This is a genomic window from Alistipes sp. CAG:29, from assembly GCF_000435435.1.
Classification (GTDB): domain Bacteria; phylum Bacteroidota; class Bacteroidia; order Bacteroidales; family Rikenellaceae; genus Alistipes; species Alistipes onderdonkii.
Map to the genome: position 1 here is coordinate 1 of NZ_FR893390.1, position 20,325 is coordinate 20,325.

The 20,325-nt window shown below is 59.7% G+C and carries 18 protein-coding genes; 9 read left to right on the forward strand and 9 right to left on the reverse strand.

Annotated elements, in window-relative coordinates; all coding sequences use genetic code 11:
- Window positions 1-4: 4 nt before the first annotated feature.
- The 6 genes from QVP03_RS00330 to QVP03_RS00355 form a co-directional block, all read right to left on the reverse strand.
- A complete protein-coding gene (locus QVP03_RS00330; protein ID WP_022331714.1) occupies window positions 5-1,060 on the reverse strand; it encodes a site-specific integrase in 1,056 nt (351 codons plus the stop codon).
- A 178-nt stretch (window positions 1,061-1,238) separates the two neighbouring features.
- A complete protein-coding gene (locus tag QVP03_RS00335) occupies window positions 1,239-2,156 on the reverse strand; it encodes a hypothetical protein (RefSeq protein WP_022331715.1) in 918 nt (305 codons plus the stop codon).
- Window positions 2,156-3,310: a retropepsin-like aspartic protease gene (locus QVP03_RS00340; RefSeq protein WP_022331716.1), complete on the reverse strand. Its 1,155-nt coding sequence runs from the start codon at window positions 3,308-3,310 to the stop codon at window positions 2,156-2,158. Before QVP03_RS00340 ends, QVP03_RS00335 begins: the two co-directional genes overlap by 1 nt.
- A 13-nt stretch (window positions 3,311-3,323) precedes the next feature.
- The gene (locus tag QVP03_RS00345; protein WP_022331717.1) at window positions 3,324-3,773 is read right to left on the reverse strand and encodes a GatB/YqeY domain-containing protein; all 450 of its coding nucleotides are present in this window, start codon (window positions 3,771-3,773) and stop codon (window positions 3,324-3,326) included.
- A 127-nt stretch (window positions 3,774-3,900) separates the two neighbouring features.
- Window positions 3,901-6,894 carry a golvesin C-terminal-like domain-containing protein gene (locus QVP03_RS00350; RefSeq protein WP_022331718.1) on the reverse strand — a complete coding sequence of 998 codons (2,994 nt, stop codon included), beginning with the start codon at window positions 6,892-6,894 and terminating at the stop codon, window positions 3,901-3,903.
- Window positions 6,884-8,335: a sodium:solute symporter gene (locus tag QVP03_RS00355; protein WP_022331719.1), complete on the reverse strand. Its 1,452-nt coding sequence runs from the start codon at window positions 8,333-8,335 to the stop codon at window positions 6,884-6,886. Before QVP03_RS00355 ends, QVP03_RS00350 begins: the two co-directional genes overlap by 11 nt.
- A gap of 308 nt (window positions 8,336-8,643) precedes the next feature.
- Here QVP03_RS00355 and QVP03_RS00360 point away from each other — a divergent pair, with 308 nt between their 5' ends.
- The 9 genes from QVP03_RS00360 (at window position 8,644) to hisIE (ending at window position 16,800) form a co-directional block, all read left to right on the forward strand.
- Entirely contained in the window at window positions 8,644-9,207 is a 564-nt protein-coding gene (locus QVP03_RS00360; RefSeq protein ID WP_018697080.1) for a hypothetical protein, read from the forward strand.
- Between the two features lie 570 nt (window positions 9,208-9,777).
- Window positions 9,778-10,629 (forward strand): ATP phosphoribosyltransferase, encoded by an 852-nt coding sequence (gene hisG / locus QVP03_RS00365; RefSeq protein ID WP_022331720.1) that lies wholly within the window; start codon window positions 9,778-9,780, stop codon window positions 10,627-10,629.
- 19 nt (window positions 10,630-10,648) lie between these two features.
- Window positions 10,649-11,944, forward strand: a complete 1,296-nt coding sequence (hisD, locus tag QVP03_RS00370) for a histidinol dehydrogenase (RefSeq protein ID WP_022331721.1) — start codon at window positions 10,649-10,651, stop codon at window positions 11,942-11,944.
- On the forward strand, window positions 11,941-12,975 hold the full coding sequence (gene hisC, locus QVP03_RS00375) for a histidinol-phosphate transaminase (protein WP_022331722.1): 1,035 nt from the start codon (window positions 11,941-11,943) through the stop codon (window positions 12,973-12,975). The genes hisD and hisC overlap by 4 nt, the downstream gene beginning before the upstream one ends.
- Window positions 12,972-14,120, forward strand: coding sequence for a bifunctional histidinol-phosphatase/imidazoleglycerol-phosphate dehydratase HisB (gene hisB / locus QVP03_RS00380; protein ID WP_022331723.1), 1,149 nt, complete (start codon window positions 12,972-12,974; stop codon window positions 14,118-14,120). The genes hisC and hisB overlap by 4 nt, the downstream gene beginning before the upstream one ends.
- Window positions 14,117-14,704 (forward strand): imidazole glycerol phosphate synthase subunit HisH, encoded by a 588-nt coding sequence (gene hisH, locus QVP03_RS00385; protein WP_022331724.1) that lies wholly within the window; start codon window positions 14,117-14,119, stop codon window positions 14,702-14,704. The genes hisB and hisH overlap by 4 nt, the downstream gene beginning before the upstream one ends.
- A gap of 4 nt (window positions 14,705-14,708) precedes the next feature.
- Window positions 14,709-15,440, forward strand: coding sequence for a 1-(5-phosphoribosyl)-5-[(5-phosphoribosylamino)methylideneamino]imidazole-4-carboxamide isomerase (gene hisA, locus QVP03_RS00390; RefSeq protein WP_022331725.1), 732 nt, complete (start codon window positions 14,709-14,711; stop codon window positions 15,438-15,440).
- Complete coding sequence (hisF, locus tag QVP03_RS00395) at window positions 15,422-16,174, forward strand: imidazole glycerol phosphate synthase subunit HisF (protein ID WP_022331726.1); 753 nt, start codon at window positions 15,422-15,424, stop codon at window positions 16,172-16,174. Before hisA ends, hisF begins: the two co-directional genes overlap by 19 nt.
- A gap of 5 nt (window positions 16,175-16,179) precedes the next feature.
- Entirely contained in the window at window positions 16,180-16,800 is a 621-nt protein-coding gene (hisIE, locus tag QVP03_RS00400; RefSeq protein ID WP_022331727.1) for a bifunctional phosphoribosyl-AMP cyclohydrolase/phosphoribosyl-ATP diphosphatase HisIE, read from the forward strand.
- Between the two features lie 136 nt (window positions 16,801-16,936).
- On the opposite strand, the gene QVP03_RS00405 is transcribed toward hisIE, so the two are convergent.
- The 3 genes from QVP03_RS00405 to QVP03_RS00415 all read right to left on the reverse strand — a co-directional run bounded on the left by QVP03_RS00405 (window position 16,937) and on the right by QVP03_RS00415 (window position 20,293).
- A complete protein-coding gene (locus tag QVP03_RS00405) occupies window positions 16,937-18,343 on the reverse strand; it encodes a phosphodiester glycosidase family protein (protein ID WP_022331728.1) in 1,407 nt (468 codons plus the stop codon).
- Window positions 18,344-19,021: 678 nt separating this feature from the next.
- Window positions 19,022-19,534, reverse strand: a complete 513-nt coding sequence (locus QVP03_RS00410) for a hypothetical protein (RefSeq protein WP_022331729.1) — start codon at window positions 19,532-19,534, stop codon at window positions 19,022-19,024.
- Window positions 19,535-19,570: 36 nt separating this feature from the next.
- Complete coding sequence (locus QVP03_RS00415; RefSeq protein ID WP_276793497.1) at window positions 19,571-20,293, reverse strand: S24 family peptidase; 723 nt, start codon at window positions 20,291-20,293, stop codon at window positions 19,571-19,573.
- Between the last annotated feature and the right edge of the window lie 32 nt (window positions 20,294-20,325).

Here is a 20,325-nt window from a genome sequence, read left to right on the forward strand (position 1 = left end):
TCAATTAGATAGAGATTGTATGATGTTTCGCCGTGTGAAAAGAGATATGTTTGGTGATTTTCGCTGTCTTTGCCCAATGCTGTAACGTGTCGTTCACCGTCCCTTCGTGCGTCAACGGATAGATAGAATCGCCGTCTTTCGCTTCGCCTCGTTCCGGCAGCCACTTCAACGCTTCGTCGGAGATCGGCAGGTAAAGCGGCTCCTTCGTTTTCTGCATTTTGATCTCGATGCGCACACGCCCGCCGCTCTGCTGCAAGTCGCTCCATGTCAGTTTCCGAATGTCGCTCACCCGCAACCCGCACAGGCAACTAAACAGAAAGGCTTGTTTAATGATCTCGTGCCGACACGGGGTAGCTATCAGCAACTTCAACTCCTCGATAGTCAGGTATTCCCGGCGGCTCGGCTCTTGTCTTACTTTATCTGCAAAATCAAACTCCTTTGTAGGGTTGATCGTAATTATACCCTCTTTATAGGCTCGGTTGATCGCCGTGCGCAACGTGCCGTAATAGGAAACGACCGAATTATTCCCCAGCACGCCTCCGGTTTTCCGCACTCCGTATTTGCTGGCCTTGGGCATCTGCCGCAGGAAATCGGTAAACTCCGAAAGAAACTGTTTATCGACATCGCGAAACGCGATATAATCACCCCGAAACAACTTCAACGCACGGACGGTATTCAGCACCGTTCGCGCATAGTTCCCGCTCCCCCGCTCGGCTGACTGTTTCCCGATGCTCTCCAGATAGTCGAGCAGATTTACTTTGGACTTGTTCGTGTTCTGAAACCCGTGCGCGTCGTTCTGTATCTCCACAATGCGCTTACTTTGGATCGCTTTGGCAAGCGCAAGCGTCGCCTCGTTCTTCGTCTTATCCTCCCGTGTCCGCTCCGGGATCAGGTAGAGTTTCAGAAACTCATACTGCCGCTTGCCGCCGACATAGTTCTCCTTACGGATGACATCGCCCGTATAATAATCCAAATAGATAGATTGGTTGCCGTTGGCAAGCTGCTTGAACCGGATTTGCACCGGGGCTTTTAACTTGACCGTTTGCTTCGTCTTCGCCATACCCTAATTCCTTTTTCGTTACAACGGCAAATATAGCGATTTGTTTTGTTACTTCGCGCCTTTCAAGTAACAAAATAGTAACAAAACAAAGGCATTTATCGGCTAAAACAGGAAAACGGGGAAAACAAGAGAAAAGAGAGCAAAGAAATATAAAATATTGCTTATTAGTTTTTTACAATCAATTTATTCGACTTTCTTTGTCCTTTTTCCATATCTGGTAGGAATTGACGAAGTTCTGCCAGACAATATATGCCGTCGGGGCGATCGAGGAGATCGGGTCGAGGAACGACTGCGCCATCCAGACGGCCAGCACCGTGTTTTTCTGCCCGAGCGACTGCCCGCCCGCCGGAGCGTCGCCGTAACGGCGGCCGAGCGAGCGGCCGACCTTGAACTGCACCAGGCAGATTACCAGCGCCGCGAATGCCAGCCACAGCCCGGTCGCGGGCGAAGCATCGTGCAAATCGAGGATAAAGGCCGTCGTACGGCCGATGATCACCACCAGCGATACGAGCCACATGTAAAATGAAATCTGACTGTGATCCCCGATCCATTTCGCCGCTCCGGGCAGTACGAAACGGCAGAACTGCGCAGCCGCGAAGGGCATGATGAGCAGCGGCGCGATACGCGCCAGTATCTGCGTGAAGGAGCATGCCCCCGTCCCGGCCAGCGACAGAACGACGGGCGCCACGAGCGCGATCACCATGTTGCACACGAGGCTGTATGTAGCCATCGTCGGGACATTGGCCCCGAGCATCCCGGCGATCACCACCGCGGCCATCGCCACGGGCGCCAGCACACAGATCATCGCCCCCTGTGCCACGATGGGATTCAGCGGCAGCAGCAGGAAATAGACCGCCACGCTCACCACGACCTGAAACAGCAGCAGCCAGAAATGCAGCATCGAAGGCTTCATCTGCCGGGGCTTGACGCGGCAGAATGTGACGAAGAGCATCAGGAAGATCAGCGAGGGTGTAATCATCTGGTGCGTCCACCCCTCGAGGGCGGTCACGGGGCGGCAAAGCAACGCCCCGACCACCATGGCCGTCGGCATGGCGACGGTCTTGACATTGCGGTGCAGGTATTCCAGTACGTGCATTATTTCATGGTTTCAATCGTTAGGACAACATGCTGCCCGGAGGCCGTCCCGATCCCGCACACCGTACCGTCCAGCGGGTCGGGGTCGAGCAGGAATCGGCAGACGTCGCCGTCCCAGGGGTGCCCGTCGAGCGAGAGGATGCGGTCGCCGGGGGCGATGACGTCCGCGAGCGCCTCGTCCCACACCTGCCCGACGACGAGCTGCCCGGCGGAAAGGGCCAGCGTAAAATTACAGGCGGGCTGCGGCGGGGCTTTCGCCTCGCCCCCGCGGGGTATGAACAGGAAGCGCTTGCGGCGGAAATCGAGCACGACCTGCCCCCAGTCGAACAACTTGCAGCCGAGGATCCGGTTGTGGCCGAAGGTGCGCTTGACCGGCATGTCGGCAATGGCCGTCCCCTGAATTTCGAACCGGGGGATCGTACCCCGGAAATGGCTGTTCACCCTGTTGCGGTTCGTCCAGCCGATAGCCGACGCATATCCGTCGGCCCAGCGCAGGCTGTCGATGAACCACAGGGGCGGGGGCGCATCGCCGGAATCGGCATAGGAGAAATGGAAATAGCCCGCCGAGCCGGTGTCGAATTTGACGTACATCCGGGCCTGCCTGTCGCCGTTGCGGCATGTCACCGGCAGAAACGGGCATCCGCCGCCCAGTTCCATGCGCGACATGCGTCGGCCGCGGGGCAGCCCCAGCGTGCGGACATCGTCCGTGACGGTGATTGTCGAGTCGGCATTGGGCATGCGGACGGCGCACCAGCGCAGCAGGTCGCACCCCGCGATGCCGTCGACCCGCAGGCAGGCGAAGACCAGCGAAGTGTCGGGCATGACCAGCACCGGATGGTCGCGGAAAAGCGCGTCGCCCATCCGCAGGCTGTCGAGCCGAACCAGGTCGATGGGAACGACATGGCCCTCGAAATCGCGGACTTTTTGGGTTTTCACGATCTCGGCCCCCAGTTCGTCGCGCAGCGATTCGCTGATGCAGGTGCCTGACGCCCCGGTGTCGAAGATAAACCGGCGGGGGCCCGCAGGCGTGCCGAGCACCACGACATATTTGCCGTGCTCGACCGTATAGGGCAGGTCGAACCGTACGGCAGGACGCCGTGCGCAAACCTCCTGCACCGCAAAGAGACTGCACAGGACAAACAACAGGCGCTTCATCGGCACACCGGCCTTATGAAAGCAGTTCCCTGACCTTGGCCGAAATATCCTTGCCGTCGGCACGTCCGGCGAGCTTCTTCGTGACCACGCCCATCACCTTGCCCATCTGCGTCACCGACGTGGCGCCGACCTGGGCGATCACGGCCCTGACCTCGGCCTCCAGCTCTTCGGGCGTAAGCTGCCGGGGCAGGAACTCCTGGTAGACGGCGACCTGTGCCAACTCCTCGGCCGCGAGGTCGGGGCGGTTCTGCTCTGTGAAGATCGCGGCGGAATCGGCACCCTGCTTGGCCAGTTTGGAGATGATTTTCAGTACGTCGGCATCGGGCAGCTCGGCGATTTCCGGGCCCGCGGTCTTGGCCTCGATGATATACTTCTTGGCATTGCGCAATGCGCCCAGGCGCACGGTATCCTTGGCCTTCATGGCCTCCATGATACCTTTCGAAATCTGTTGTTCGAGTGACATAATTTATCTATTTTACAAAAAACAATCGTTTGTCCGTCCTCTTCCGGGGCGCCCCGCCGGGCGGCACACGGCGCTTGGGGCGCCACAGCCGGAGCGTAACCGCCGCAAAACCGGCACCGGAGGCCGGCTAATCATCCCCTCCGCTCTTTCCGCCGAGCAGGAAACCCAGTATGTCGGCCATCAGCCGGTCGCGCTGCACATCGCTCTCGAGGGCTTCGAACGGAAAGCCCATGACGAACGTGCGGCTGTCCGCGCAGGCCACCCCCGCGCAGCGGTTGTTGTCCACGTAGCGCATCACGGGGAAAGCCCCGCCACCCGCGGGTCTCAGGGCATCGACCCGTTCGACCCGGTAGCGGTCGGGGCGGAAATCGTCGACATAGCGGTACTCGTCGCGCGAAAAACCCGCATGCGAAGTCACGACCCGCACCCGGTTGCGGTCGGCGGCCTGGTCGCCGTCGTAGGTGTAGTGCAACACCTCCTCGGCAAAAGCGCGGTCTGCGGGGGTGGCCTCCCCGCCCGTCCAAAGGTCGGTCGCCACGTAGCTGCCCGACACGAAAAGGGCTCCGTCACCGGCCATATAGCGCCTCAGGACATCCTGCAATTCAGGCGAAAACGTTTTGAACGCATACCCCGCCACACCGCGCCCGATGGTCACGGAGCGCTGTTTGCCCAGAATCAGGTCGACTGCGGAATACTCCTCCAATGACACGCCGCGATCCCCCACGGCCCGCACCGAGGCCGAGCAGAACGAATAGCCCGCCCGGGCTATGGAACGGCCGTGCACATAGGGATAGTCGAACGTATTGCCGCCGATTACCTCCGTCTCGTAGTCACAGTTGCAGGCGCCGAGGGCGATGCTGTCGACCTCGCACCCGGCCATCGCCAGGTCGAACACCTGCTGCCCGCCGATGAACGAAATGTCCTGTTTGTCGGGCACCCCGCCGTCAAGCTCGGTATAGAACCCGGCCAGCGAATCGCGGCGCATGCTCAGCGGGGCGCTGATGCGGTCGAATCCGTTTACGACCAACACGTTCCCTTTCCCGCCGGGGATACGGCAGGCGGCGACGACCTCGCTGGGAAAACTCTCCCCGCCTTCGTTCACGGCGGTCACCTTATAGCTGTAAATGCGCCCCGGTTCCTGCTCGGAGAGCAAATAGGGCTTGTCGGTATAGCGGCCGTTGTCGAAGCCGCCGTCGTCGATGCGCGTATAGACCACATAACCGGTCGGGGCGGCAGTCGTTTCGAGCGAATCCATCACGGGCGACCACGAAACGGCCACCTTGCCGTCAGCGGCGAACTCCGCGGCGAGGGACTCCACAGGCAGCGGCTGCACTACATAAGGTAATTCGTACTGCGAACTGATATACTGCAAGATACCCTTGTAGATAGCACGGCTCACGAGGAACTTGAAGCGCGGGTCGCTGCCATAGCGCATGTCGGCGAAATTCTGGTGCGAGAGCAGTTCGAGAAGCATGGTCGGGGCACCCGGCACGCGCGCTTCGTAATAGGCGCGGTTCCAGAGCCCGCGGCGGTTCCATTCGGGTTCGCAGGTACGGCGGATGTCGGAGACGATCTGCGTCATGACGATGTCCGTCAGGTCGCGCGAGCGGTAGCGGTCGGCACCGCCCTCGAAACGCCCCTTGTTCTCGCGGGTATAGAAGATGCCCAGCGTGCCGATGGTCTCGTCGTTGAGCCGCACGCCCGCATCGGAATGGAAGGCCAGCGCCATGTCGACCGGAATCCGCAGCCCCGTGCTGTCGGGCATCCGCTCCGAACCGCCCATCAGGGCATTGACCCAGTGGGCGCGCGACATGTAATCGTCCTTATAATCGTCGGCGTTCTCCTTCGGGGTGTATACCTTCGGGTCGAACCCCGCCCACTGGAGCCAGTAGCGGGCGCCCTCGCAGAAACGGGGATAGCCGCTCGTCTCCTCGGCATATTCGACGCCGGGACGGCGCAGCGAATCGCTGACCGAGCGGGCGACATTACCGTAGCCGCCGCCGACCTTCACGGCGTCGGCCGTGACGATACGTCCCGCCTGCCGCGAGCGGTTGGTGAGCGTCACGACCGGCTGCTCACCCGGCCCGAAGAGGAAATGCCCGAGGTAAATCCATGTCCCGCCGCCCATCGTCTGGTTCACGGCGAACGTACTCTCGCCGCCGAGGTGATGCACCGTATACTGCGCGTCGTCGGTGCTTCCGGGCACCGTTTCATAGCTTACATAGACGGCGTATTCACCCCGCTCGGGGATGGAGGCACGCCACGCGGCGCGGCTCTCGGCACCCCCGGCAACCGTCCGCACACGGCGGGTCGTACCATCCCGGAACGGGTTTTCGCCGGTGCGGTATACCTGCCGCGTATGCGCGAATCCGACACCGCCCGGCTGCCATTTCTCGGGGCCGTCCGTCTCGGCGTATTGCCCGGCGGCATCGTTGTCGGCCAACACCTCGTATTTCTGCACATCGCGCTCGCGGGGCAACATCACGCAGGCTCCCGCATTTTCGAGCATCGGCACCAGGTAAGGCAGCACATAGCTCTGGGTATAGAGGTCTTCGCAGGTCATCCACAGCCGCGAACGCTGCCATTTCCAGCGGTTCGCAGGCTGGTCGAAATAGCGTCCGTGGCTCTGCCACAGCGCGATATGGCGCCCGGAGAGCCCCTGCGTGGGAGCTACGGGCGAGGACTGGCGGACGACGAGCGGCCGCTGCGAACGGTTGACGAAGGGCACGACCTTCTTCTTGCGCAGCAGTTTCCTGAACTCGGCATCGGTGCGGTAGGCCATCGGGATCAGCCCCCGCACTTCGCGCTTGTTGGAATATAGCTCGATGGAGGCCTTGCGGTACTCCGGCGGCAGGACGGCACGCACCGAGTCGTACATGGCCCGCAGGTTCTGCTCGCGGAACGGGTAATAGGAGAGCCCCACCGAGGTGTAGATGCGCACCCGCTTGCGCGAGGCGTCCACGCCCTCGATCCGGACAAAGCCGCCCGAAACCTCACGGGCGACGATACGCGACAATGTACGGCCGATCTCGCGGCGGGTCGTGGCGTCGACCCCGGCGGCCGGGGCTTGCTGCCAGCCGAAGCAGAGCAGCAGAAAAAACGACAGGAATTTAGTTTTCATTCTTCTTGGCAAGCAACAACATGCCGGCCATGGTAAAGACGGCATTGTAAATCAAAAGTTCGAACCCGATCCGGTAGTCCCACGCCTCGCGCGCCCAGTATTGCACGAGGGCGCTCAGCACGGGGGCGGCGACGGCGACCACGGGCATCCAGCCGTCGCGGATCCTCAGGCGCGTGAACATCCCGAAGGCGAACATACCCAGGATCGGCCCGTAGGTATAGCTGGCAACCTTGTAGACGAGGTTGATGACGCTGTCGTCGGCCAGGTACTCGAAGCCGAGGATCACCAGCGCCATGCCGACGGCCATGCCGACGTGTACGCCCTTCCGGATGCGGGTCAGGCGTTCGTCACCGTAGCGCCTGGTGCCTTGCAGGATGTCGACCGTGAACGAGGTCGTAAGGGCCGTAAGGGCCGAACCGGCAGCTGAATAAGTACTCGAAATAAGCCCTATAACAAACAGTATGCCAACAAATACCGGCAATCCGCCCTCGACAGCCACCAGCGAGAATACCTGGTCGCCCTTTACGGGCATCGCAAGGCCGGTGCGGCCGATGTAAATGTAGAGCAGCACACCCAGCACGAGGAACAGGAAGATGACGAATATCTGGCTGACGGCCGTCAGGACGATGTTTTTCTGCGAATCGCGCGGCGTGGCGCAGCTCAGGTTCCGCTGCATCATGTCCTGGTCGAGCCCCGTCATGGAGATCAGCAGCACGACGCCCGCAAGGAACATCTTCCAGAAATAGCGGTCGGAGGAGGGGTCGTCGAAGAAAAACACCCGCGAATAGGGCGACGCGGCGACCTCGCGGGTCATTTCGCCGAACGACATGCCGAGCGCCTGCATGATGAAGACGATCGACAGCACGAGGCTGCCCACCAGGCAGAAAGTCTTGAGCGTATCCGTCCAGATGAGCGACTTGACACCCCCCTGTTGCGTATAGAGCCAGACGAAGAGCATCGTCACCAGCGCATTGAGCCAGAACGGCAGCCCGTAGTGGCTGAAAACCAGCAGTTGCATGACGGCGCAGACCACGTAGACACGCAGCGCGGCACCCAGCATCTTCGACACGAAGAAGAACCATGCCCCGGTATGGTGCGAGAGGATGCCGAAGCGCCCGTCGAGGTATTCGTAGAGCGACACCACCCGGAGGCGGTAGAAGGTCGGGATGAGCAGGAACGCGACGACCAGCTGCCCCACGGTGAAACCGGCGACCATCTGCATGTAGGAGAAAGAATCGACGGCGACCGAGCCCGGCACCGAGATGAAAGTCACGCCCGAGATCGCAGCCCCGATCATGGCGAAAGCCGCCATATACCATGGCGTGCTCCGGTTGCCGGTGAAAAACCCGGCATTGTCGGCACGCCGTCCAGAAAGCCAGGCGACGACAAAAAGTACGGCTATATAGCCCAATACGGTGGCGATAACGGCGAGAGGTGTCATAAGCGGAGTCAGCGTTCGGATTTAAGTTACAAATATAGCAAAAAAGGCTGTACGGCCGCAATCGAAGGGCATTTTTCGACTAAAAAAACAACATCGGGGAACGGCTTGCGCCCGCCCGGGGGCCGTGCCGGAAAAAACGGCCGGGGTAAACGGGAGAACGAACGGCAAAGCGACCGGAAAGGCCGCCCGGCAGAGATGCCGCGCAGCACCCGCACACCCGGGAAACCGACATGCAGCGCAGGAATAAGTATTTTTACTGAAGGTTTGCACGGAGCGGCCAGCTATCTTTGCACTAAACGAACAACACCATGAAACAGGAACGACATGCGACGACACTCGCGGAGGATTTGCAGGAGGCTTCGGCCAACACGGCCGAATACGGGGAGTTTTTCACCGGGTTGACGGGGATCACCGACAGGAAACCCGTCGACGACGCATTGGGCGAGCGAATACAGGGCTATGTGCTCGGCTGGCTCGAGGGGCACCCGCTGACGGCATTCGACGACTATTCCGCGACCGCCTACCGCCGCACCTATCTGGGCCGATCGCCGGAAACGGGATGGGAGGCGATCGTGATGAGCTGGCAGGAGGGCAACCGCACGAGCATCCATGCCCACCCGCAGTTCGCAGGCTACCACTTCGCCGACGGCAGGTTCCGGCTCGAAATCTTCGAGCCCGCAGGCGACGGCACGGCACGTCCGGTGCACAGCGCCGAGGTCGAAGCCCCGTGTGCATTCTTCGCAATCGGGAAGCCGGGATGTTTCGACAACCACATACACCGCATCACCTGCCTGAGCCCCACGGGGCACAGCCTGCACGTCTATTCGGACGACGCACTCCGCGGCGAGGTATACGGCGAAGCGGATGAATAAGCCCCGGACTTTCCTCCCGCCGCCCGCCCCGCCCCCGGAGCGGCCGCAACCACCCCACGGGAATCACGGCAGCAGGGGCAATAGGTAAAACCGAAGCGCCGAACTGCCCCACTGAAACCGTCTGCCGGCAGACAAAAATAGCAAAAAAAACGGACACGGTGAAGACGACCGGCAGCAGGGCACAAATACCGGCATTGCAAACACCCGGACGCCGGACGTGCAATTTCTGCAAACTCCATGCACCGGCCGCACGCTACCGGAAACAGGCCGCACGGGACAGACGAAGATCGCGCCGAGGGTATCCAGGGCTGATTTTGAAAATATATTAAAAAATTTTACTTGGAATTTTGTTTTTTCGGACAAAATAGATACATTTGTCCCAACGACAGCATATATGACAATATTTCACCATATCCATCATCACCATCACCACTTTCCGAAGGGGTAAGACGGATATGTACATGTAAACGGAACCATAAGTTTAACAAAAGTATATACGAAGCTCACCCCCTGCGGGTGGGCTTTTTTCGTGCTTATGCCGCGGGCGGTGTGCCAAAATCGACAAAAAAAATGCTGAGAATCGCAATCCAGGCCAAGGGCCGACTCAACGAACAGAGCATCGAACTGCTCTCCGAGGCGGGCATCCGCGTCGCCGAAAGCAAACGCAAACTCATCTCGCGCGCCGGGGGCTTCCCGCTGGAAGTGCTCTACCTGCGCGACGACGACATCCCGCAGGCCGTGGCGATGGGCGTCGCCGACCTGGGCATCGTGGGGCTGAACGAAGTGGCGGAGAAAGGATTCCGCGTAGAGCAGGCGATGGATCTCGGGTTCGGAAACTGCCGCATCTCGCTGGCCGTGGAACGCACGGTGGCATACGAAGGGCTGGATTATTTCCGCGGCAAGCGCGTCGCCACCTCCCACCCCAACATCCTCACGCGGTTCTTCGCCGAAAAGGGCATCGACGCCGAAATACACACCATCGAGGGCTCGGTGGAGATCGCCCCGGCGGTCGGGATGTCCGACGCGATCTTCGACATCGTATCGTCGGGCGGCACGCTCATCTCGAACGGGCTGGTCGAAGTCGAGAAGGTCTTTTATTCCGAAGCGGTGCTGATCGCCAACCCGGAAATGGACGAGGCGAAGCGCCGTGAAACGGCACAGCTCACCTTCCGCTTCAACTCCATCCTCGAAAGCCGGGGCATGAAATACGTGCTGATGAACCTCCCGGCGGAGAAACTCCAGGAAGCAATCGTCATCCTGCCCGGCATGCGCAGCCCCACGATCCTGCCGCTGGCGCAGGAGGGATGGTGTTCGATACACGCCGTGATCAGCGAATCCCAGCTCTGGGAACGCATCGAACGGCTCAAGGAGATCGGCGCGGAAGACATCCTGGTGCTGACGCTCGAAAACATGATCCGCTGACCCCGAAAAACACCCGGATATGGAAATGCTGAAAATCCACAACAACCCGCCGCGCCGTGAATGGCCGGCCCTCACGGCCCGCTGCACGCGGCAGGAGGGCGAAATCACGGAACGGGTCGCCGCCATCCTCTCACAGGTGCGCACGGGCGGCGACAAGGCGCTGCGCGACCTCGTGGCCCGCATCGAAGGTTACGTCCCCGAGAGGTTCGAGGTTTCCCGCAGGCAGCGCACCGAAGCGGCCAAAGCCGTGCCGCAACGGCTCAAGACGGCGCTTGCGATCGCCAAGTCCAATATCGAAGCCTTCCACAGGGCACAGCTCCCGCCGCAGGTCGACATCGAAGTGATGCCCGGCGTGCGGTGTGTGCAGCGCGCCGTAGCCATCGGCCGCGTGGGGCTCTACGTCCCGGGCGGCAATGCCCCGCTCTTCTCGACGGTGCTGATGCTCGCCCTGCCCGCCCGGATCGCCGGGTGCGGCGAGGTCATACTCTGCACCCCGGCCGGGCGCGGCGGGAAGATCGCCCCCGAGGTGCTTTTCGCCGCCGACCTGTGCGGCGTCGACCGCATCTTCGCCGTCGGCGGGGCGCAGGCCGTGGCCGCCATGGCCTACGGCACGGAAAGCATCCCGCACGTCGAAAAAATCTTCGGCCCGGGAAACAGGTACGTCACCCGCGCCAAGCAGCTGGTAAGCACCGAGGCCGTGGCCGTAGACCTGCCGGCAGGCCCTTCGGAGGTGATGGTGCTGGCCGACAACAGCGCCCGGGCGGAATTCGTCGCCGCCGATCTGCTGTCGCAGGCCGAGCACGGGGACGACAGCCAGGCCATCCTGGTCTGCCGGACGGAGCGTTTCGCACGGCAGGTAACCCGGGCCGTCGAGGAGCAGATCCGGTATCTCAGCCGCGGCGAGGCGATCCGCAATTCGCTGGCCAACAGCCGGATCGTATTGTTCGACGAGGAATACAAGCAGATTGCGTTCGCCAACGCCTATGCCCCGGAGCACCTGATCGTCTCGATGCGCGACGCATGGGGCATCGCCGCCAAGATCACGGCCGCGGGCAGCGTCTTCATCGGCAATTACTCGCCCGAAAGCGCCGGGGACTACGCCTCGGGCACCAATCACACGCTGCCCACGGGCGGCTGGGCCCGTGCCTGCAGCGGGGTGAACGTCGACAGTTTCATGCGCAAGATCACATTCCAGGAGCTGACGCGCGACGGGCTCGACGCGCTGGCGCCCGCAATCACGGCCATGGCCGAGGCCGAAGGGCTCGACGCACACGCCAACGCCGTGCGCGTCCGGATGAAAGGAGGGATACTATGAAACCGCTGTCGCAGTTGGTGCGCCCCAACATCCTGGCGCTGCAACCCTACTCCACAGCCCGCGACGAATATGCGGGCGGCGGGATCGACGTATGGCTCGACGCCAACGAAAGCCCCTACGACAACGGCGTGAACCGTTACCCCGACCCGCACCAGCGGGCGCTGAAAGCCCTGATCGCAGAACTGAAGGACGTGGACGCCGGGCGGATCTTCCTCGGCAACGGCAGCGACGAGGCCATCGACCTCGCATTCCGGATCTTCTGCCGGCCGGGGCTGGACAACGCCGTGTCGATCGCCCCGACCTACGGGATGTACCGCGTGGCGGCTGCGACGAACGACGTGCAGATGCGCGAAGTGCCGCTGGGAGCCGGCTACTCGCTCCCGGTCGGGGCGCTGCTGGCGGCAGCCGACGAGCGCACGAAGCTGATATGGCTCTGCTCGCCCAACAACCCCACGGGCAATGCGTTCCCGGCACAGGAGATCGAAAGCCTGCTCCGCCGCTTCGACGGCATCGTCGTGCTGGACGAAGCCTACATCGACTTCGCCGACGGCGGCGGGTTCCTGCCGCGGCTCGGCGAGTTTCCGAACCTGATCGTCCTCCAGACGCTCTCCAAGGCGTGGGGCATGGCCGGGCTGCGGCTCGGACTGGCTTTCGCCTCGGAGGAGATCGCCGGCCTATTCGGCCGGGTGAAATACCCTTACAACATCAACACGCTCACGCAGCGGGCCGTCGCGGAATCGCTCCGCAGGGACATCTCGGCCCAGGTCGCGGCGATCCGCGCCGAACGCTCGCGCCTGGCGGCGGCACTCGCGGCATGCCCCTGCATCGGGCAGGTCTACCCGTCGGAAGGCAACTTCCTGCTGGTAAAGACCGCGGCACCCGACCCGTTGTACCGGGAGCTGGTCGCAGCGGGGGTCATCGTCCGCAACCGTTCGCGGATCGCAGGTTGCGAAGGCTGCCTGCGCATCACGGTCGGGCGCCCGGAGGAGAACGACCGCATGTTGGAAACCGTCAAAAATTTCCGCCCATGAAAAAAGCGCTCTTCATAGACCGCGACGGCACCGTGATCGCGGAGCCGCCCGCGGATTACCAGGTCGACAGCCTCGAAAAGCTGGAATTCATACCCGGTGCGATCTCGGCGCTCCGGACGCTCCGGGGGCTGGATTTCGAGCTGGTGATGGCGACGAACCAGGACGGGCTGGGCACGGAGGCCTTCCCGGAGGAGGATTTCCGGCCGCCGCACGAAAAAATGCTGCGCACGCTCGCAGGCGAAGGCGTCGCGTTCGACGACATGCTCATCGACCGCACGTTCGAAAGCGACGATGCCCCGACGCGCAAACCCCGTACGGGCATGTTCGGCCGCTACACGGACGGGTCGTACGACCTCGGGACGAGCTACGTCGTCGGCGACCGGGCGACCGACATCCTGCTGGCGCGCAACCTCGGGGCGAAGGGCATCCTTTTGGCGCCTGCCGCCGAAGGACGCAGGATGCTGCGGGAAGCGGGCGCGGAAGAGGCATGCGCGCTCATCACGGACTCGTGGGCCGAGATCGCGGAATACATCCGCCGCGGGGAACGGCGGGTCGTTGTGACGCGCGAAACGCGCGAAACGCAGATCACCGTACGCATAGACCTCGACGGCCGGGGCTTCGGCACCTGCGGGGCCGCCCCGGGCGACGGGATTTCCACCGGGCTGCGGTTCCTGGATCACATGCTGGCCCAGATCGCCCACCACGGCGGGGTGTCGCTCACGGTGGAGGCGCACGGCGACCTGGACATCGACGAACACCACACGATGGAAGACGTGGCGATCGTGCTGGGCGAGGCCATCGACCGCGCCCTGGGGTCGAAGGCGGGCATCGGCCGCTACGGCTTCGCACTGCCGATGGACGACTGCCGGGCGCTGGTACTGCTCGACTTCGGGGGGCGCATCGACTTCGAATGGGACGCCGAATTCCGCCGCGAGCGGGTCGGGGACGTCCCGACGGAGATGTTTCGCCACTTTTTCCACTCGCTCTGCTGCGCGGCACGCTGCAACCTGCAGATTTCGGCACGCGGCGGGAACGACCACCACAAGGCTGAGGCGATCTTCAAGGCTTTCGCGCGTGCGCTGCGCATGGCCGTGGCGCGCACCGGCTTCGGATACGACATACCCAGCAGCAAAGGCATACTATGATAGCGATCACGGATTACGATACGGGCAATCTGCGTTCGGTGGCCAATGCCCTGCGGCGCATCGGCGCCGAATTTACGGTCACGTCCGACGCCGCGGTGCTGCGGCAGGCGGACAGGGTGCTCCTCCCGGGCGTGGGCGAAGCCTCGTCGGCAATGGCCAAACTCCGCGAACGGGGACTGGATGCGCTCATCCCCACCCTGACGCAGCCCGTACTGGGCATCTGCATCGGCATGCAGCTGATGTGCCTGGACAGCGAGGAGGGAGACACCCGCTGCCTGGGCATCTTCCCGGCGCACGTCGTGCGGCTGAGAGGCGGGGAAAATCCGCTGAAGATTCCCCACGTAGGCTGGGACACCGTCGGCAGGCTCCGCAGCCCGCTTTTCGACGACCTCGGCGAAGGCACCTACCTCTACTATGTCCACTCCTACGCGGCACAGGCGTGCGACGCCACGATCGCCCAAACCGACTACGGAGGGATCTTCAGCGCCGCCCTGGGGCGCGGCAATTTCTTCGGCACGCAGTTCCACCCCGAAAAGAGCGGGCGGGCGGGCGAGCGGATACTGCGCAATTTCCTAAAACTCTGATGACATGAAAATCGAAATCATACCCGCAACGGACATCATCGGCGGCGCCTGCGTGCGCCTGACGCAGGGCGACTACGGCCGCCGGACGACCTACTACCGCGACCCGCTGGAAGCGGCGCAACGCTTCGAAGAGGCGGGCATCCGCCGGCTACACATGGTCGACCTCGACGGCGCCAAGGCGTCGGAGCCCCGCAACCTCGCCGTGCTGGAACGCGTGGCGACGAAAACCACGCTCGAAGTACAGTACGGCGGCGGAATCAAAAGCCGCGGGGCACTGCGCAGCGTATTCGACGCAGGCGCCAGCCGCGCCATCTGCGGCAGCATCGCCGTGCGCGAACCGGAATCGTTCGCCGAATGGCTCGCAGAATTCGGCGGCGGGAAGCTGATCCTGGGCGCCGACATCCGCGACGGCGCGGTGGCCGTACAGGGATGGACGGAGCGATCCGAGATGACGGCGCAGGAGCTTATCGCCCGCTTCGCACCGCAGGGGCTCGCGCAGGTCATCTGCACCGACATCGCCCGCGACGGGATGCTGTGCGGCACCTCGGCGGAATTCTACGCTGGGTTGCAGGGACAGTTCCCCGGGGTGGAAATCACCGTGAGCGGCGGCATCGCCTCGATGACCGACATCGAGGCGCTCGACGGCGCGGGGCTGCGCAGCGTAATCGTCGGCAAAGCCCTCTACGAAGGACATATCACCCTCGAAGAACTGAAAAGATGCTTGCCAAACGCATAATCCCCTGCCTCGACATCCGCGAGGGACAGACCGTCAAGGGCATCAACTTCGTCGGGCTGCGCAACGTCGGCGACCCGGTGGAGCTGGGGGCGAAATACGCCGCCGAAGGGGCCGACGAACTGGTATACCTCGACATCAGCGCCACGGAAGAGGGGCGGCAGACCTTCACGGAGCTGGTCGCCCGAATCGCCGAACGCATCGACATCCCGTTCACCGTGGGCGGAGGCATCGCATCGGTCGCCGACGCCGGGCGGCTGCTCGACGCCGGGGCGGACAAGGTCACCGTCAACAGCGCCGCCGTACGCGACCCTGCGCTGATCGACGCCATCGCGTCGAAATACGGGTCGCAGTTCGTCGTCGCGGCCATCGACGCGCGGATGACCGACGGCGTATGGCGCGTCACGACCCACGGCGGCAAACGCATGACCGACCGCGAGCTTTTCGCATGGGCGCACGAAGTCTGCCAGCGGGGTGCGGGCGAGCTGCTCTTCACCTCGATGGACCACGACGGCACGCGCGACGGCTACCCGTGCGAGACCTTCGCACGGCTGGCCGAGCTGCCCATCCCCATCATCGCCTCGGGCGGCGCAGGGTCGGTGCGGCACATTGCCGACGTGCTGACGCTCGGCCGTGCCGACGCGGCGCTTGCGGCCAGCATCTTCCATTACAACGAAATCCCGATCCCCGTGCTCAAACGGGAATTGTACCGGCTGAATATCAACGTAAGACAATAGACACCATGGAAATCACAGCAAAACCCTTCGAGGCGCTCGACGCCTCGAAGCAGGCCGACGGACTGATCCCCGCCATCATACAGGACGCGCGCACCCTGCGGGTGCTGATGCTCGGCTACATGAACCGGGAGGCTTACGAAAAGAGCCTTTCAGAAGGCCGCGTCACCTTTTACAGCCGCACGCGCCGCCGCCTCTGGACAAAAGGCGAAACGAGCGGCAACTACCTCGAAATCGTATCAGTCACCGCCGACTGCGACAACGACACGCTCCTCATACGTGCCATCCCCCACGGCCCGACCTGCCACACCGGGGCGGCGAGCTGCTTCGACGGGGCCGCGGCCGGGACGGAAGGTTTCATCCGCTATCTGCAGGGCGTCATCCAAAGGCGACACGCCGAGATGCCCGAGGGCTCCTACACGAGCAAACTCTTCGAGCGCGGCGTGAACAAGATCGCACAGAAAGTGGGCGAAGAGGCTGTGGAAACGGTTATCGAAGCCGTGGCAGGCAACCGCGAGGCGATGATCTACGAAGCCTCCGACCTGATATACCACCTGCTGGTGCTGCTCGAAGCCGCCGGATGCTCCATCGCCGACCTCGAAGCGGAGCTGGCGCGTCGCCACAGCTAAAAAAAGCTGCACCCCGCCCGGAAGCAAAATGGGCATGATCCCCACGGCGCAGCGCATGGAAAAGGCCGGCATGTCTCACGACATGCCGGCTCGATTATTTACCATGCCACCGTCATCCGGACGGCAGGACATTCCGTTACTTGAAGACCAATGCACACTGCATCGCCTTCTCGGCGTCGCCCGAAGCGACCTTGGAGTTGAGTACGGTTTCGTGTTTGTTGATACGCATGTTCGGCGAACTCGAGCCCTCGAACGACATGGCGGAGACGCAGCCCAGCTCCTTCATGACCTTGGCCAGGTCGAGCATCGAAACGCCGACGCTGCCCTCGACCTGCTGGCCGCAGAATGCGAAGACCTTACCCTGGGCCGTGACACCGACCGCAGCACGTGCATACGCGGGATTACCGGCATACCAGCCGCTGTTACTACCGTCGTTGCAGATCGTCTGCGCCTCGGTCAGGATATTACCGTCCCACAAAACCATCGGGATTCCGGAAACAGCCGTCTTGGCATCCCACACGGTACCGTCGCCCTGAACCCGAGCCGTGAAACTGCTGCCGTTCCTGAACGGGAACGCATAGAGTTTACCGTCGAATTTCTGCGACCAGGCCATCTTGTAGGCACCGTTGTTATCCTGCCCGATCGTAGCGAACGAATTGATGGCATGAGGATCCTGAACGAACTGTCCGTCACGGATGATGGTCTGAACTGCGGTACCGGCAGAAGATACACCGACCAGGTATACGTTCCAGCTTCCGTCCAAACTTTCGAGCTCCTGAATCGTCTTAAGATCGGAGCCGTTGCCGACAACGCCCATCGTCGACTGCGGGCCCATGATGGCGATGTAGGCGATATTATTGTCGACGCCGTTCAGCTTCGTGGTCTTATAGACCTTGATATATTTGGGCAGCGTGCCGAAACTTCCCGTCTCGTCCGTCCATCCCTGGCTCAGCAGGGGATCGGTATAGCCGGTCTGCTTGACGACATAGGTGTAGTCCGTCCCGCCGTAGGTGACCACCAGCGTCCCGTCGGCGAATTCGAGGTCGAACGTCTTGTTCTCGGGGGACTTCAGGGAAGCGCCCGGAACCAGCTCGATGTCGAAGACCATGGCATTGACATTCATGCCCGTCTTGTAAGCGATCGTGATGGTGTTACCGGCGATGACCGCCTCTTCGTTGCCCACCTTCGCGGAGAGGATCGGGTTGGGAATATCCTTGGGCTTGGCCGACATCAGGTAGGTTTCTTCGTGGAGGTAGCCCACGTTCACAACAACGCTGTAAGGGGACGTGAGGTTAACCTCGGCGGTCGCCGTGCCGGGCGTTTTGAGGATAGCACCCCAGGTCATATCGAACGTAACCGTCACCTTGGATAGGTCGGTCATGTTCTGGAACTCCCCGAACGTGATGGTCTTGTCCGCATCCGAAATGACGGCGGTGATCGTCGCATCGCCGTCGGCAGCCGTCACGGAAACGAAAGGTTGGGAGACTTCCGAGGGCCATTTTTCATCGTCGTCCGAACACGAGGCAATAAGAAATGCACCCATGCAGCACAACAACGCGGTCAACAGGGGGGGGGGTAAAAAGTTTTTTCATAATCAGGTATTTTAGATTGAATAATTATGGGTTAGTTCTCCTTCGGGTATTTTAAGAAATTTATTCGGGGATAATCTCGATACAAGTAATTAATTTTACAATAGGAATGTGATACCACAAGTATCACACTTATATAATATAACAATCCATTTTAAAAATATAAATACGGCATTATTTCCACACGAATGTAGTAATAATATTTATTATTACAATGTTTTTTGAGTAAAAAAAGTTAATAAAAGAACCACCCAAAGTAATATTTTTTGGGTAATAAAATATAACTAACTGATTTCATGCGAAATAAGAAATTAATAAAATGCTCCCTCCGGGACAAAGCAAGATGCCCTCCCGGATTCGCCGGCCGCGGCAAAATAAAACAGGGCGGACGGACACAGCCGAACGGGGCGGGACAAAGGGTTGTGCGAAGATCGGTAGACGAGGAGAGGCGGGGAACAAAAAAGGGACACCTGGCGTACAAGTGTCCCTTTGTATTTTGTAGCGGGTCCGAGACTTGAACTCGGGACCTCATGATTATGAAACGCCAAAGGTCTATTTTAACGAGCTGTATTTCCGTTATGTATATTCGCCGTCAAACTACTTTCACGCAAATTTGCACGTAGTTAAAATTACTATTGCAGTTCTTTATACTTTATAACTTTATCTCTACTTTTATTGAATTGGAATTCAATGCTTGTGCGTTTGCCGTTAATATTAGCAATGCATACTTTTTTCCATCCAATGAATTCAGGCTTAAAATTCTCTTTAGGTTCGTAAACAAGATCTTGGTAATATTTAAATTCATGCCAAAGTTGCAACCACTTTTTTACATCTGAGGCTAATTTTTTATCGTCTTTAATTTTTTCTAAAGACTTTATATGGTAATCAGCATCAGTCGTAATTTTAATGTTATTATAGCCGGATGCATTTATCTCTCTAACACATCGTTTTAGTTCATCCAAATTTCTAATGGTATTATTATCCGGCTTCCATTCTGTTTTTAATGAATCGGTTGGAAATGATTTTATTATTTCAAAATCGTAGATTCTATCTTGTTGTAAGTGTTCAATAATTAGTTTTTCTTCTTTATTCTGACAGCTATAAAGAGCAAATATGGATGCAAATAAGAATAGACTTTTTTTCATAGAGGCGTGGGCTAAAGGGTGTGACGCAATTAGTTTTTATTTTTCACTCATCAGCATGAGTACCCGATACATCCCATACATATCGCCAAATGCGACTTCAAACGGGGGATAATGCTGATTGAGAGATATACAAGTGACTACCTCGGCCGTTGAGCCGGGCATTATTTTTTTTATGACAGAGCCATTGCAGGTATCAAGGACATAAACCCTACCCCACTCGATAAATGCCTTCTCGTTTATCTTCTTGAGCAGTATTTTCGCACCGCTTGGGTATTCCGGCTCCATACTATCTCCACTAACGGTCATTGCAAATTCGGCCCCCTTAATGGGCGATACGATCTTCTCGCAATCGTCGGGCTTCACCGATACGATAAAATCATTCAGAGTACCTCCCTGTGCCGTCAAAGGTAAAAGCGGAATCATCTTTACATCCTCGTAATTTGTTTGCATCAAAGAATTTTCCCCTTTGATCATATACCCTTTGCCTGTCATAAGCCATTCTGTATTTAAGTCGGGAAAATTCAAAGCAATTCTTTCTAATTTATCCGGCTGCATAGATTGGCGCATTGAAGTAATGAAAGCAGATGACACTCCTATTCGTCTTCCAAATTCAGATTTAGAAATTTTCTTCTCCTCTAAATATTTTATAAGTCGATCTTTTACAGTTGATTCCATTTTATGCGCTTTGAATAAATAAAAATATGCTTTGAAATATTTGGACAATTCAAAGCGTTTCTTTAAATTTGCAATGTCAAACAAAAGTACAATACAAATATAACTAAAAATTTGAC

What these genes read in the sequence shown, in the direction of transcription:
- QVP03_RS00330 (WP_022331714.1), bottom strand. Translation starts at nt 1,060, where the DNA reads ATGGCGAAGACGAAGCAAACGGTCAAGTTAAAAGCCCCGGTGCAAATC.
- QVP03_RS00335 (WP_022331715.1), bottom strand. Translation starts at nt 2,156, where the DNA reads ATGCACGTACTGGAATACCTGCACCGCAATGTCAAGACCGTCGCCATG.
- QVP03_RS00340 (WP_022331716.1), bottom strand. Translation starts at nt 3,310, where the DNA reads ATGAAGCGCCTGTTGTTTGTCCTGTGCAGTCTCTTTGCGGTGCAGGAG.
- QVP03_RS00345 (WP_022331717.1), bottom strand. Translation starts at nt 3,773, where the DNA reads ATGTCACTCGAACAACAGATTTCGAAAGGTATCATGGAGGCCATGAAG.
- QVP03_RS00350 (WP_022331718.1), bottom strand. Translation starts at nt 6,894, where the DNA reads ATGAAAACTAAATTCCTGTCGTTTTTTCTGCTGCTCTGCTTCGGCTGG.
- QVP03_RS00355 (WP_022331719.1), bottom strand. Translation starts at nt 8,335, where the DNA reads ATGACACCTCTCGCCGTTATCGCCACCGTATTGGGCTATATAGCCGTA.
- QVP03_RS00360 (WP_018697080.1), top strand. Translation starts at nt 8,644, where the DNA reads ATGAAACAGGAACGACATGCGACGACACTCGCGGAGGATTTGCAGGAG.
- hisG (WP_022331720.1), top strand. Translation starts at nt 9,778, where the DNA reads ATGCTGAGAATCGCAATCCAGGCCAAGGGCCGACTCAACGAACAGAGC.
- hisD (WP_022331721.1), top strand. Translation starts at nt 10,649, where the DNA reads ATGGAAATGCTGAAAATCCACAACAACCCGCCGCGCCGTGAATGGCCG.
- hisC (WP_022331722.1), top strand. Translation starts at nt 11,941, where the DNA reads ATGAAACCGCTGTCGCAGTTGGTGCGCCCCAACATCCTGGCGCTGCAA.
- hisB (WP_022331723.1), top strand. Translation starts at nt 12,972, where the DNA reads ATGAAAAAAGCGCTCTTCATAGACCGCGACGGCACCGTGATCGCGGAG.
- hisH (WP_022331724.1), top strand. Translation starts at nt 14,117, where the DNA reads ATGATAGCGATCACGGATTACGATACGGGCAATCTGCGTTCGGTGGCC.
- hisA (WP_022331725.1), top strand. Translation starts at nt 14,709, where the DNA reads ATGAAAATCGAAATCATACCCGCAACGGACATCATCGGCGGCGCCTGC.
- hisF (WP_022331726.1), top strand. Translation starts at nt 15,422, where the DNA reads ATGCTTGCCAAACGCATAATCCCCTGCCTCGACATCCGCGAGGGACAG.
- hisIE (WP_022331727.1), top strand. Translation starts at nt 16,180, where the DNA reads ATGGAAATCACAGCAAAACCCTTCGAGGCGCTCGACGCCTCGAAGCAG.
- QVP03_RS00405 (WP_022331728.1), bottom strand. Translation starts at nt 18,343, where the DNA reads ATGGGTGCATTTCTTATTGCCTCGTGTTCGGACGACGATGAAAAATGG.
- QVP03_RS00410 (WP_022331729.1), bottom strand. Translation starts at nt 19,534, where the DNA reads ATGAAAAAAAGTCTATTCTTATTTGCATCCATATTTGCTCTTTATAGC.